Origin of the sequence: Dysgonomonas sp. 520, from assembly GCF_010501095.1 — a bacterium.
GTDB lineage: Bacteria > Bacteroidota > Bacteroidia > Bacteroidales > Dysgonomonadaceae > QVMP01.
The window spans coordinates 1-14577 of record NZ_QVMP01000039.1 but is presented as its reverse complement, the minus strand read 5'-3'; the positions used below and the strand labels follow the sequence as shown (position 1 = coordinate 14577).

The window sequence follows — 14577 nt, the reverse complement described above, 5'->3', positions numbered from 1 at the left end:
AATTTGGAGAAAATTCTATTTGTTCTTTCTTTAGTTTTTCTTTCAATAAATTAGTGATTCCTTCTTGAATAACAGGTATCTGCTACGTGCAAGCAGCTGTTTAAGTGAATCTCCGTTTTCAAAAGTTGGTGCGATGTATCGTTCGCCTTTAGCTTTAGCCACAGCCATATCTACCGCTTCCCTGTCCAAAGCCTTCCAGCGTGCTTTGATACGCATCTCTTGCACTGCCTCGAAAGCCAGCTTCTGTACATGGAAACGATCTGTTACTCTTTTGGCGGCCGGAAAACAAGTCCTGGCTATCAGTTCCATATTAGGAGCCATATCCAGGGTTATTTCCCGAACCTGAAACCTTCGTCTGCGGGACATCTTTAATAAAACATCACAAACAGTTTTTACATCTGTGCCTTTGATAATGGCTATGATTGATCCGTTCTTACCTTTTGCTTCTTTATTGATCAGGATAGTATAAAGTTCTCCCCTTGAAAGGGCCACTTCATCAATACCTACATAACTGCCTATATTCTTTTCGAAGAGAATCCAATCGGTAGCATGAGATAATTGATCCCAAGAACGGTAGCCACTCAAGTGATCCCGGTATTGACGTTCATACAAATCGCCATCTAAACCGTAAAACTCTCCGATACCTTTACAACTCACAGCTGTTTTATCGGTGTAATCCTTTTAAAAAAGACGCAAACTCTTGCGTGATACGGGTACCTTCGGCTATTAAGTGTAGGTTTCTGTTAAAGTATTCTCCCGTTTGTTTATGTATCCATCGGCGACGACGCAGATCCAACAACAAGGTTTTGCCTCTGACTGGAAAATCATTGACCAGGACATTGGGATAAAAACCTTTGCTTTCATACTGGGGATTATCCAGGTTGTTCTTTTCTTCCAGGTAAATCTTGATCTGTGCTTTGCTGTCTTCTACTTTCAGGATAGAAAAGTAATCCAATAAACCGCAAGGTAACAACAGGCTATAACCATCTTGATACATAGCTTTTTTATGCCAAAGATATATTTTTTCTAAATTTATCCCCTCATGTTTTTACGTTGAGCCGTAAAAACTAAATCCCTCAACTTTTTTCGGTGATCCGAAAATCCCATAAAAGGGCACGGACGTGGGCACTAAAAAAGAAAAACCCTCGCAAGAGCTTGTCTTACAAGGGTTTTCGATACTTATTTGTGGTCCCACCTGGGCTTGAACCAGGGACCCCCTGATTATGAGTAGGATTCAAAACAGTTAATACTGGATTGATTATAAGACTATTACTTATTATTTTACTACTCATGGTTTACTGTAGGTTTACAATGTTGTGATAATACCACACTTGGGTTAATACTATTGTTAATTCACTCTATAAAAAATTTCCTAGCATAAAGAATAATAGATTCAGAATAAATACTTGCAATATTTCTCAATAATCTTATCTACTCTATATTGTTTCAAGTTGATTTTATCTTCATCAGATAACATTAAAGTTGTTATTGATTCAAATAATATCTTCTTCTCCCAATGGTAGGGTTCATCAAAATACTCAAAGAATGCCTCAATGATTGGGAAATTACTATCTGACATATCTATGAAATAATCATATCCATTTCTCTGAATAGGTATCCAATAAGGTCTGAAAAAATCTTTCTCCATACCTTTATACTTGGAATATAACCATATCCATTCTTCCTGTTGTTTATACAATTCTTGGGGAGTTATTAAATCCTTAATCTTCAGGTCTGATAAAGCCTTTGGATATGTATGCAAATATTGAAGAATAAAGCTGATTTGCTCCAATTGAGGCTTCCACTGTCTTATGAAATAACCCTCAATCAGATTAATCATCTCATCTTTAGTTACTTTTAAAATATCTTCTGATACTACTTTATACTCATAATTATCTTCTTCAATTAATAAAGAAGGCACTTTGACTAATTCAAAGTGAAACTCTTTATGAAGAATACTTGTAACATTTCCTTTGTCTATTTCAACAACTAACTCTTCTGGGTATATTGGATAATAACCTGCACCTATATGTTGATGGGTTACATTGCCTACATGTATCTTCAATTTACCAGAGAACCAAACTGCTTTAACAGGAGAGGTAGATTCTTCATGAGATAAGTCTTTAAGTTTAACTTCTCTATGCCTCAATCTACCATTGAAGTCAATCAGATATAGACTATTGTCTTTCAATTCCCATGTGCCAACATAGCCTCTCCAACATCTTGAATCTGTGGGAGTAAACTTAACTCCTTTTTCTTCTAAAAGTGGTCTTAATGGTTCTGTTGAGATACTTAACTTTAATTCTATCCCTGCAATTATTATTTTTTCTAATGCTTGTACTGTCATATTGATTAAGTTTTATTTGGTGTGATTATAAAAAGCAATAGGAGAATTTATATTATCCTCCTATCATTCTTAAAGTTAATTTGAACTACAGTTCTATTTACATTTGGTTATGGATTCAATTATTACATTCTTCACAATCTTTTTAATGTTTGAGTTGAAGTCCAATTTATCATTTCTACTATTGCATTATAGAAGCATTGGTCTTCTTTATCAGATAGTTGTTCCCTTTCAATAATGTCATTGATTGGCATCTTAAAGAAGCAATAGTATAAACATCCTAAATCAGAAGTAGGATTTTCTGAAAGAATTTCAATCTGAGAGAGATAAAACTTCAATCTTTTATTGATGAAAAATATTAAGTCATCATCTTTCATGTATATATCAGATTTGGGAGCTTCTTTAATTAAAAATCTAATATAATCCTCAAAAAGATTATTCTTGTATTTACTTTCATTTACATAAGTCCAAGCCACAATAGCAGCATTGAATATCAATATTTCAAACCTACTCTTTGGAGTGCTTATTCTTTTATATAAACCAGTATTTAATAGTTTGTTAGTAGCATCTTTTGTAATACTAATCATTTCTATTGAAGTATTATTATTCCCTATCCTATTAGCTTGCCATTCACAATAATTCTGTATTTCTGTAATCATTTTCTCTTGAGGATAACCATTAGGATATTTCCATTTTTTAGAATGCTTACCAATAACAGGAGCAACCCCTCTCAATTCTACTTCTAAGTTACCACCTACATAATCCAAATATATCTCCATTGCTGAGGCTGTTATAACTACACTATCTTTAGTAACTTTTGTTACCTTAGCAGGTACTCCATTTACAAAATGATTGATAATCACACTATATTTTTGCAACATTCCACCTTGATTAGTAAGCTTAGTACTAACCTCTTTCTTATACTCTTTATTTATTGTATAAATAATAAATCCTATTACTGCTATACCAAATATCCACCACATAATTATCTTTTATTTTTAGTTTAAATTCAATCAGAATAACTTTAATTCATGTTTATAGTCTTCTCTTAAACCTGCTCTTAAATATCTATCAACCTCATATTTAAGATGCTCCTCAAGAAATACATCTCCACCCATTTCATATACTTGATAGAATTTCAATACAATAGTATTAAGATAAACTGCTGGTATATGTTCATTCCTTTGTTTTGATGCTTCTTTGAAAGCAGAACCAATCTTTGAATATATCTCTATAATTTTATTATCAGAGGTTTTAGATGTTGGTGCAATTCCATTTTGATAAGCAATATTCCTATAACTTCTTATCACCAATGGTTCAATTACTTCTCTTGTTGCTTCATATAAATTTGTTGGTTGTTTCTTATTATTAGTTGATGTATTTGTTATAACTGAATAAAGCCAACCTCCAATACCACCTCCAACAATAGCACCTATAAAGACACAAATAACAGCACCAAAGCCCTCCATATTATATGCTACTTTTGAACCTAATATTGAGCCTATAATTAATGAAGCAATCCCCAATATAGTACCTATCAATTCTTTCATTTTCTATAATTTTTATATCCTATTCATAAACTGCTACCCATTCTTGACCATCAGTTGTTATGAGTGTATATTTATCTTTTATTTCAAATGCTTTTATTATTTTTCCTTTATTCTCTGTAAAAAGAATATTATCATAAGCTATATATTTCCCCTCAATTACTTTGGAAAGTTCTTGTGGATAATTTTCATCTGGCATTGTAAAGAGTACAAATATAGTATACTGATTCTTTTCTTTATTATAATAATAATTTTGAAAGAGAATACTATATTCACCTGTTGGGCTCATATATTTTAAGTTTACTAACATTTTGAGATTCTTTTCAGTAGTGTTATTTTGAGTGCTTTCCTTATAAAAATCATTTGTATTTTCTTGTTTCTTCTCTTGACTAAAACATGAGATAAAGAACATAAGTATTAATAAGAACTTTAGTAAAATTATTTTTTTCATAACTATTGAATATACAATGCTTACTCTAAATCAGTTTTCAGCTTTCCTGCTGTACCAACTTAAAATAAAAAGGTGTGGTACTTAACCTTACTTGGAGTCCTGAGGATTACCACACCCTACAATCACACAAACAAGGAAGCCCACACCAAATAGTATGAGCATCACTTATTATTACTGTTGTGATTGTTGTCTTTAAAGTGGTAATTTTAGGACTTCACTAGCAATAAAGCAATGCTTTACATATATGTCTTGATTCTATTATCTCTTCATAAGCAAGTATGATTATTGTTCATTGACAAAAATAAGCATTTTCATCAAGAATTAATCACTTACTTTAAAGAAGTTAAAATCAAGACTCTGGTGTGGACTATTTCCTTATTATATAATTGGTTGAATATGCTCCAAAGATAATGGAATATATTTGAGGATATTTCTTAAACATTCTTCAATCCTTACCCAAAGTACTATAAGTTTAATAATAAAGGCTCTAGGAGATTATCATTAACCCCTAATCATAAACTTTTTTGTCCCTAAGTTTATTTATATAGAGAATCTAATTTCAGGCACAAAAAAGATATATATATTCTTTAGTCACTTCTTAACAGGAGAGGATAGAGGGAGAAGTATAAGCACAATCTTACTACATAGCTGCTTCCTACACACTTAAACTTCACTCAATAAACCACTTGTACTCACTATCCCCATGAAGAGCCTTATTGATACCAGTGGTCAATTCAGTTGCATTTAAAGACCTGTCAAGTAGATTATCAATATAGCTGCTCTTATTGGCTGATGTGAATAAATTATATACTCTCCAAAGATTGATTGCTGTTGCTCCTTCATCTATTTTGAAGTTATCATCATTATAATATGCTCTGGCTACTGCATTAATATGAGCATCTCCAAATTCAAATGCTGGAAGAGTTTTCTTTTCAGCATTTGGTAAACAATGATACAATTTAGATTTGCCTATCAGTTGAGCAAATTGATGCTCAGTCAAATAAGTATCTTTAAAACTCCTCATCAAGTGCAAATGTTGTGAAACATTGTACCTTTGAAACAACATCATAACTGCATTGAATAAGTCATGTATACTCATTACCTTAATTTCAGTCTGATAACCATCAGTAGAGACACACAGGTTACAGCATACCAAATTTTTAAAGCCAATGAAAACCTTGAATTTTTCTACTCCTTTCTTGCTATACAAATTTTCATGATTGTAAGCTCTTACTCCTCCAATGGTCAGATTCAATCTGTTACCCTCAATATCTTCATAAATAGAGGGTATTTCAAAACAGAATGCCATTCTCTCATAATAGATGGTCTTATCAGTCTCTAAAAGCTGATTCACAGGCTTATGAATAGCTTCTGGAACTCTACCTTTGATTACATGAGATACTCTTATATCAGGTTCTAAGAATCTTTCATTTGGAAAGAACTTATTAGCAGCTTCCCAGACAGTTTCAATAAAATTTGGATGACTGATTGTAATTTCATTATCCTTACTGAATACAGGTACAACACACTCATTCTTTAACTGAAATATATCAACCTCTTTAGTATTAGCTTCAATGAAATGTCTTGCATCACTCTTGCCTAATGGTCTTTCTGACAGAGGTGTTATATCAATTATCTGAGGTGTGTTTGGTACAATAATTTGTTGATTAACTGAACTTACATTTGTTCTAATTGGTACTAACTGCATTGTTTCCATAATTCAAATTTGAGGGGTTAGAAATAATTGATTGATTACTACTTTGGGACTGAATGACTAACTTCCTGTTCATAAAGTCAGGTGTTAGTTCTTCTCTCCATTCTGGGTACTGATGATAGATTGAATAAAGCTCATCTTCTGATTGTGCCATTCTCAAAGCTGATTTGACTGAATCTATATTAGCTCCACTATTGCACCATTGAAGTATTCTTTTGCCAATATCAGAAGATATTTGAAACTCTGGTTTATTAACAAACATACCTGTTCTATCTTTACTTGCAACAGCATTATGCTTGATGTCAATATCAAAGACTATGGTAAATTCATAATCTACTCCATCTCTCATAACAGCTTTTAGTCCAACTTTCTCAGGTATCATTTTACCATTCTTTTCAGTCAAGATATAATCTTGCTTGGTTCTCATAGTACAAATGATATGAGAGTTACTACTCAATACCTTTTGAATAAAGGCATTTTGTCTTGGTGTTATCTTTCCCCAATTAGTAAAGCTGTTGCCTTGAAGTGATGAATGATACTCTAACAGATACTCCCAACAATGAGAGATAGAATCAATGATAATAACTTCCATTCCTGCTTTCTCACACACTTCAATAGCCTGCATATACTTCTCTGGTGTAAATGGAGATTGCAGGGTTAATACATTGTAATTCCCAAGATGTGCATATAAATCAGCACTACCATTCTCAGAATCAATGATAGCAATCTTATTCCAATTGGTCATACCTGATGCCAGTAGCAGACTTGAATAAGTCTTGCCACTACCTGAGCATCCTTCCAATGCCAACTTTATCTTGGCTTGTTTCCTTTGTGATTGTCTTAAATTCATATTATAACTATTTTGTTTAGATACAAGTAAAAAAAAGGTAAGGAATACTTAAACTCCTTACCCAAAGTTGATAAATAACAACATCTTATTACAGTTTAGCCAATGTTGTGGCACCTCCTGTCTCTCCTCTCTGATGCAACAAGAAGAACATCTCTCCTGTCATTGGTACACATACCTGAGATATAACAGGCATAGTAACTTCTCCTGTCACTACTTTCTTTGAACAAGCTCCTGTTTCTGCTCCATAAGTGAAGAAACATTTACCTGTTGATTCATTTCTTTTAATTTCAATCTCCTGTACTTGCTGATTACTTTTGAAGTCATTTACTGACCAAGTTTGTAAGAATTTTAAATTTTCCATATCAATATTATATTTTTAATGATTAGACACAGGGGTATAAACCCAATTTCCATGATATGGAGGGAGTATTGATGTGGTTATATGCCTCTCAAACAGCTATTATTAATTCTTCAAAACTTGACAAAACAGTTATTATTATTTAATGCTTCTTGGGTGGGGGTAGTCAATTTCTTACCCAAAAGGTAGGGGTAGATATAATATTAGGTAACACTACATTTCTAAAAAGCTAACAGATGCTTAATTTTTCTGTTAGCTTATATTTATAATTCTGAAATAATCTGAGATTTGTACTCACTTTACATATATAAATACTTAAGAAGTGAGTACAAAAGTTGGGAATCTGAACAATTCTCTAATATTGGTAGTAGCACTTATTATATCTAAAGGAGTACCAAAGTTATTAACATCATAATTCAAAATGAAATAAGGATTACCCAGTTCTCTATCTCTAACCCTCTCACTTATTTTACAAAAAATCTGTAAGTCTCTCACTGCTTTATTTTTTGTGCCTATACTATAACCAAAATTGCTTCCTAATAAGTCATTCAATATACCCTTTATATCTTCACTATTAAGAGGTGTTTCAAGTGGTAATCTTTGTTTAAATGCAATCTTAAATGAATGTTCTTCTGACAATGCCCAAAACATAACTGAATTATAGAATCTATCATATTTAGCTGGAGTATTATGTTGAGGTAGAGTTGTTATTAACTCTTCAAAAGGCACATAGTTTTGAAGTTCTAAAAACTTGTTGATAAATGTCTCTCCTTTATCTGATGCACCTATTTCTATAACATATCTGTTAGCAAGTCTAATTCTCTCTCTTATAGTATGTCCTCTTCTAAGATGTTCTATTATGGCTTCTATCTCATCTTCTTCTGCAACTCTAATATGTTCATCAAGATTTTCTTGAGCTTGAGTAGACATTCTTTCTTCTGATTCTTCTACATTTTCCCAAGTAACTATATGCCCTTGACTCTGTAATGATTCATACAATGCCTGCTCTGATAGATACAAAGAATCTAGTATCTTATATTGAATCACTATATTATCAATATTTAAATAAGCAGGCTTAACATTATTATGAATATCTTTCCTTAATAATTTCACAGCTTTTGATTCATTATACCTCATGAAAGAGTTATCAATAATATCATCTATACTAAACTTATTAAAGTAACTATTACTTAATCTTTTATAAATGCCCTTCAATGTTATTATTGCATTTATGTGATTAATAAGCAGTTGTGCACATTCTTTTGTTTCTTCCTCTACAGTTTCAGGAGTTGGGGGAAAAAGAAAAACACTTCTTGCTATTCTTGCTCTTGAATGGTAAATTACAGTTTCACTAATCAGCCCCTCTTCATGCCTACATCTGCCAGCTATTTGTTCTAACTTATCTTCTGAGAGTAAAGTATGAAGTTGATAATAAAGACCTTCTGCAACAGAGATTAAATGAAATCTCTCTAACATATCAATACCTACAAAGTAGGTGCAAGTCATAAAGGTTATTTGATTAGGAAGCTCCCCATTTATTATATCTTCTGAATAGTAGTCTCCTGCATATTGTTTACTTCTACTACTACATAGTATAGCACATTTAGACCTTAAAGTTTCATCTAAACTTTCTATTATTTGTAAGATTCCTCTTCTTACAGAGTTGTAGGCTATTACTATCTTAATATTAGGGTCTATTCCTAATATAGAGTTAATTTGTCTAACTGTTGTTGCTATAACATTATTAGTATGTAGTAATTTAATGTCTCTTGGTTGAGGTTGATTAAATGTTACATTGATAACAGGCTCTTCTTCTATCTTTTCATTAGAGAATCTTCCAATAGTTGCAGAGACTAAGCATCTTTTTTTAGGTGGAAATTCAAAGTAATAATCTATAACATTTTCTAAAGTTGGTCTATACCATGCATCATACTGATAAGAGTCCACTTCATCCACCATAAAGAAGTAGTCTTTATAATTATCTTCACCAATCTTTCTTAAGAGCCTGGGGAGACTATCAGCAACAACAATAAACTTTTTATCTGGTATTACTTCATCAGCTAAATACTCTTCAATAGTTGGTACATTAAATCTAGTAATAGCACTCCCTACATATTGAACTTTATACTTTACCTGCCCATCTATTATTACCTTACTATCCTTAGCTTTATTATATGCTAATGCTTTTGTAGGTACTACAACAATGCTATTTCTTTTAGACCTTAATTCTAAGGTTGTAGCACCAACACCTGTTCTATTCTTCTTAATTAAACCATAAGGAGTAGTTTCAAATATATCACTCAATTTAGCCTCATCTCTTGGCATCAAAAAATCAACTGAACTGATAGAAGATTTAGCTTCATCCTTATATTTAACAGTACATTTTAAATCTATATCAGAAGACTTTACAGAACCATTGTTTAGATATTGAACTGCCTTATCTCCATTTGGTGCTGAGGAGTATAGTATTTCATAGTTACCAATAGATAGTTGATATGAGTCATTTATATTAGTTTCATTCATAGATGTAAGGTATTATTTTAGATAATAGGCTATAAAGATAAGAGAAATGTACTCACTTTTCCTACAATAAAATGATAAAGTGAGTACATTATTATCAACCCTCTCTTATACTTCATCTTTTGGGTGAAGTTAAGATGTTAATAGTTGCATTAAATCAGTATTATTCTTTATCCACTTCTTGGGTCTAAAATAATAATTGTACAGCTATACCCACTTGAAACAGAGAAGCATCATAACAGATGCTTCATCGCTTCATTAATCTGGGAGTTCTCAAAACTATCAAGATATATTTGAGTAACTTTTTCATTGCTATGTCCTAATGATTCTGATATAATTGAAGTAGATACACCAGACCTCTTTAAAACAGTGGCAAATGAATGCCTAGCAACATACGTTGTTAAGGTTATAGGTATCTTCAACTCTTCACCAATGGCTCTGAGAGACTTATTTACTTTCCTCAAAGTCTTATTAATTCTATTCATCTTCTGTTGGTCAGTTTTATGAAAGTTTGAGAGTATAGGAAAAAGGTAATGATTATTTACTTGACTATATTTACTCACTATTAGCAAAGCCTTTTCTTGAAGAGGAATCTTTATCAGTTTCTTAGTCTTCTTTCTTGTATATACAAGCCTGTCATCAAGTATATTATCTTTAGTGAGATAAGCTATATCTGTAAAATTTATTCCTGCACACAAATAAGAGAAGAAAAACAAGTCAATAGATAATTGAGTGTACTCTCTATCAGACTTATAGTTAATAATCTTTTCAATATCAGATTTACTAATGGCTCTCTTGACTGTATCTTCATGCAATTTTGACACCTTAAAGACTTTAAATGGATAGTACTCTTGCTTAACAATGTTATCTTCAATAGCTTTATTATATATGGCTCTTAGGGTTCTAAACCTGACTCCTATAGAATTATAAGCAAGACCTTTACCTCTTAACCATGCTTCATAGTTTTTCAACCAAGTAACATCAATATCAGAGAAGAGTATGTCTAAATGATAATTAAACTCTATCAGAGAGTTCTTTAACTCTTTAAATGTAGAGGCATATTTTAGTCTACCCTCTTTTCTCAGTTGTTCAATATAAATATCAAACAACTGTTGAACAGTACATTTACTTGATACTCCATTAACCTTATCTATAAGATTAGTTATTGTAAACTCTCTATTGGTAGTCTTTAACTCCAATATATGTTCTGTATAAAGGTTAATTTTCTCATTAATAAGCCTCTGAATAAGGTCTTTATTAGGACAATTCCTTTTGGGTAGGTTCTTCTTAAAATCCCAATGTTGAGGATAAATTGATACACCAAGACTTAAATACTTTCTCTTACCATCTTTAGAGATACATAACATCAATGGATGTTCACCTGTTGATAATGTTTTTGATTTGTAACACAATACATTAACTGTACAACTCATGTTGATTTCTGGTTTACAGTATGGTTTACCAACCTCACTGAAACACTACTAAAACATCAGGTATATAAACAAAGAAAGAGTCACAGCAAAAACTGTAACTCTCTGATTTTTAAGTGGTCCCACCTGGGCTTGAACCAGGGACCCCCTGATTATGAGTCAGATGCTCTAACCAACTGAGCTATAGGACCTGAAAAGGTTTGATCTCGAAATCGGATGCAATATTACTCTATTTTATTTATATATGCAAGTTCTGATAAGCTTTTTTTAATAGTGATAAGTAATTTATATTTCGACGATATTGTTTAACGACTGATTATTACTACCTTTGACAATAACATGGATACCGATAGATGAATAAAAAAATTCTTGACCTGAAAACTTTACTTGATCGAAAAGTTGAACAATATAACAATCAAGGCTTCATAATAAATGACCCGATTTCAATTCCTCATCGCTTTGAGAAAAAGCAGGATATCGAAATCATGGCTTTTTTTGCTTCTATATTTGCTTGGGGACAACGAGCTACAATAATAAATAAATGTATCGAACTGTCGGAAAGAATGGATAATTCACCTTATCAGTTCATTATGGAGCATAATGAGGAAGATTTAAAGAGCCTGTTAGGTTTCAAACATCGCACATTTAACGATTTGGATCTGCTTTATTTCGTAGAGTTTTTCAAATACCATTATCAAAAAAATGACAGTCTAGAATCTGCCTTTTTCCCAAAAAAAGGAATGTCTGTTGAGGATGGGTTAAACCATTTTCGTTCATATTTTATGTCTTTACCATCATTCGTCAAAAGAACAGGTAAACACGTTTCGTCGCCAAACAAAAAATCAGCATGTAAGCGACTGAATATGTTCCTTCGATGGATGGTGCGGAAAGATAAAAAGGGTGTTGATTTCGGCCTTTGGAATATGGTATCACCAAAAGATCTGATTTGTCCTCTGGATTTGCATGTTGAAAGAACCGCCAGAATGTTAGGCCTGCTGACAAGAGACAAAAATGATTGGAAAGCAGCAATTGAGTTAACACAAAACCTTTGCCTACTGGATCAAGACGACCCCGTAAAGTATGATTTTGCTCTTTTTGGTATTTCTATCGAAGAAAAATGTATTATAGATAGAAGTTTTAATTAACCAACGCTTCCTTCCAAGCTGATTTGAAGCAGTTTTTGCGCTTCCACAGCAAATTCCATCGGCAGTTTTTGCATTACTTCTTTCGCATAGCCATTTACAATTAACCCTACAGCTTCTTCAGTGGAAATACCTCTCTGATTACAGTAGAAAATTTGATCCTCACTTATTTTTGAAGTTGTGGCTTCGTGTTCTATTATTGCTGTTTCGTTTTTGATATCAGAATAAGGGAAAGTATGCGCACCACATTTATCGCCCAATAGCAAGCTATCGCATTGTGAATGGTTGCGTGCTCCTTCTGCCTTAGGTGAAACCTTAACCAGACCACGGTAAGAGTTTTGACTGAATCCTGCGGAAATCCCTTTCGAAACAATACGACTCTTGGTATTTTTCCCCAGATGAATCATTTTTGTACCTGTATCGGCTTGTTGATGATTGTTAGTCACCGCAACAGAGTAAAATTCTCCTATTGAATTATCTCCTGCAAGGATGCACGACGGATATTTCCATGTAATAGCTGAACCGGTTTCGACCTGAGTCCAAGATATTTTAGAATTATTACCTTTGCAGATACCTCGTTTTGTGACAAAGTTATAAACCCCGCCATTTCCCTCTTTATCACCCGGATACCAGTTCTGAACGGTTGAGTATTTAACTTCTGCATTGTTCATCGCAACAATTTCCACAATCGCGGCATGGAGTTGATTCTCGTCACGCATCGGAGCCGTACAGCCCTCAAGATAGCTGACATAGGCATCGTCATCGGCAACAATCAAAGTCCGTTCAAATTGCCCTGTATTTGCAGCATTTATTCTGAAATACGTAGAAAGCTCCATCGGACAACGCACGCCTTTGGGAATATAGACAAAAGAACCGTCACTAAACACAGCCGAATTCAGTGCTGCGAAAAAATTGTCACGATAGGGAACCACCGATCCAAGATATTTTTTCACCAGATCGGGATATTCTTGTACCGCCTCACTGAAAGAACAGAATATGATACCTTTTTCCGCAAGTGTTTTCTTAAATGTTGTTTTCACAGAAACACTATCCACCACGGCATCTACAGCCATGGTCTGAACACCTGCAAGCACTTCTCTTTCGTGAAGAGGGATGCCTAGTTTATCAAAAGTTTTCAAAAGTTCGGGATCAACTTCTTCCAGACTTTTAGGTCCGTCTTTTTGTTTAGGGGCAGCGTAGTAACTTATTGATTGATAATCTATTTTCGGAATATTCAAATGAGCCCAGGTTGGCATTTCCAAAGTCAACCAATGATGGTACGCTCTTAAGCGGAAATCCAACATCCATTCCGGTTCATTCTTTTTTGCTGAAATCAAACGTATCACATCCTCATTCAGCCCTACGGGTATGATTTCTGTTTCGATATCGGTGACAAACCCGTATTTATATTCGCCATTGGTAAATTCTTCTAAAATTTTATCTTGATCTTCTGCCATTGTCTTATATAAGTTTAGTATAGTATAACAATACTGCCGGAACAAAGGTTCGGACACATATTGTGAAACGCAAAGATAGGTAAACATACTCTATTTTTGACAACGCCGGTCATATTTTTGTATTGCTTTTTTCTATACCATATCTAAAGCATATATTATTTATCTGTCTTTTTCACAGAAAGTTATACGAAAATGTTTAAAATTTGTTTATCTTGATCAAAAAGCAAAGATATTCCCCCAATAATTAGGAAAAATCAAATATAAGGCCTATGTTTATCCGCATAGTATAAATTGAGTTAAAGAAAGGATTGCGTATGATTGAAACAAATTGTTTGTAGCTATTTATGAGTAAATTCTCATAATCGTATTGTTGAATTTTTTTAAATGATATTATGATGGGGAAATATAAAAAATTGCAGATAGCATTTTGGTCTATATATGCATTATTCGTTATTTATCTTATTGTTTTATGTACCGGAAATTTTGATCTGTCAAATTATCCTCGCTATATAGTTGCGCCATTAATTGTTTATGGACTAGTCAACACAGCGATACATATCCTGATGAAGAGGGAGCGGAAAAAGCAAAAGAAAACAAATGTGGAAAATGAAATTGAAAATCTGGATTATTTGCCAAATTTATCTTCGGGCAAATAGATGTGTTTATGTCGATATGAATTCCATTTTTTTTTACGTGATACATCGTCAATATTTCAAATTTTTTCTATCTTTGTAGCTTAAGATAATGATTTACAGCCTGCCTCT

Annotated in this window: 13 protein-coding genes, 1 tRNA gene and 1 pseudogene; 2 read left to right on the top strand and 13 right to left on the bottom strand. The window is 32.9% G+C overall.

Translation table 11 applies throughout. From position 1 onward, the window contains the following. Positions 1-51 precede the first annotated feature (51 nt). From D0T56_RS15895 to D0T56_RS15840, 12 genes and pseudogenes are all read right to left on the bottom strand, one after another. Positions 52-642 (bottom strand): annotated as a pseudogene (locus D0T56_RS15895) (transposase); the annotation flags it as partial. A 22-nt stretch (positions 643-664) separates the two neighbouring features. Beyond that, positions 665-997, bottom strand: a complete 333-nt coding sequence (locus D0T56_RS15890) for a hypothetical protein (RefSeq protein ID WP_163321152.1) — start codon at positions 995-997, stop codon at positions 665-667. Between the two features lie 396 nt (positions 998-1393). Then, on the bottom strand, positions 1394-2347 hold the full coding sequence (locus D0T56_RS16830) for a hypothetical protein (RefSeq protein ID WP_255491198.1): 954 nt from the start codon (positions 2345-2347) through the stop codon (positions 1394-1396). 131 nt (positions 2348-2478) lie between these two features. Then, a complete protein-coding gene (locus D0T56_RS16620) occupies positions 2479-3327 on the bottom strand; it encodes a hypothetical protein (RefSeq protein ID WP_185153897.1) in 849 nt (282 codons plus the stop codon). A gap of 30 nt (positions 3328-3357) precedes the next feature. Next, complete coding sequence (locus D0T56_RS15875) at positions 3358-3894, bottom strand: hypothetical protein (protein ID WP_163321151.1); 537 nt, start codon at positions 3892-3894, stop codon at positions 3358-3360. A 19-nt stretch (positions 3895-3913) separates the two neighbouring features. Continuing rightward, the gene (locus tag D0T56_RS15870) at positions 3914-4342 is read right to left on the bottom strand and encodes a hypothetical protein (protein ID WP_163321150.1); all 429 of its coding nucleotides are present in this window, start codon (positions 4340-4342) and stop codon (positions 3914-3916) included. Between the two features lie 670 nt (positions 4343-5012). Then, the gene (locus D0T56_RS15865) at positions 5013-6059 is read right to left on the bottom strand and encodes a DUF3871 family protein (protein ID WP_163321149.1); all 1047 of its coding nucleotides are present in this window, start codon (positions 6057-6059) and stop codon (positions 5013-5015) included. After that, complete coding sequence (locus D0T56_RS15860; protein ID WP_163321148.1) at positions 6031-6906, bottom strand: AAA family ATPase; 876 nt, start codon at positions 6904-6906, stop codon at positions 6031-6033. The genes D0T56_RS15865 and D0T56_RS15860 overlap by 29 nt, the downstream gene beginning before the upstream one ends. A gap of 88 nt (positions 6907-6994) precedes the next feature. Continuing rightward, positions 6995-7267 (bottom strand): hypothetical protein, encoded by a 273-nt coding sequence (locus D0T56_RS15855; protein ID WP_163321147.1) that lies wholly within the window; start codon positions 7265-7267, stop codon positions 6995-6997. A gap of 312 nt (positions 7268-7579) precedes the next feature. Beyond that, the gene (locus D0T56_RS15850) at positions 7580-9787 is read right to left on the bottom strand and encodes a hypothetical protein (RefSeq protein ID WP_163321146.1); all 2208 of its coding nucleotides are present in this window, start codon (positions 9785-9787) and stop codon (positions 7580-7582) included. 230 nt (positions 9788-10017) lie between these two features. Continuing rightward, on the bottom strand, positions 10018-11217 hold the full coding sequence (locus D0T56_RS15845; protein WP_163321145.1) for a site-specific integrase: 1200 nt from the start codon (positions 11215-11217) through the stop codon (positions 10018-10020). Positions 11218-11331: 114 nt separating this feature from the next. Beyond that, positions 11332-11405 (bottom strand) — tRNA-Ile (locus D0T56_RS15840). 162 nt (positions 11406-11567) lie between these two features. Between D0T56_RS15840 and D0T56_RS15835 the strand changes: the two genes are divergently transcribed. Further along, positions 11568-12359: a TIGR02757 family protein gene (locus D0T56_RS15835; protein ID WP_163321144.1), complete on the top strand. Its 792-nt coding sequence runs from the start codon at positions 11568-11570 to the stop codon at positions 12357-12359. Here the strand turns inward: D0T56_RS15835 and sufB are convergent. Then, positions 12356-13813 carry a Fe-S cluster assembly protein SufB gene (sufB, locus tag D0T56_RS15830; protein WP_163321143.1) on the bottom strand — a complete coding sequence of 486 codons (1458 nt, stop codon included), beginning with the start codon at positions 13811-13813 and terminating at the stop codon, positions 12356-12358. The two genes, D0T56_RS15835 and sufB, sit on opposite strands and share 4 nt — an antisense overlap. Positions 13814-14205: 392 nt before the next feature. Between sufB and D0T56_RS15825 the strand changes: the two genes are divergently transcribed. Next, positions 14206-14469, top strand: a complete 264-nt coding sequence (locus tag D0T56_RS15825; protein ID WP_163321142.1) for a hypothetical protein — start codon at positions 14206-14208, stop codon at positions 14467-14469. Positions 14470-14577: the final 108 nt, after the last annotated feature.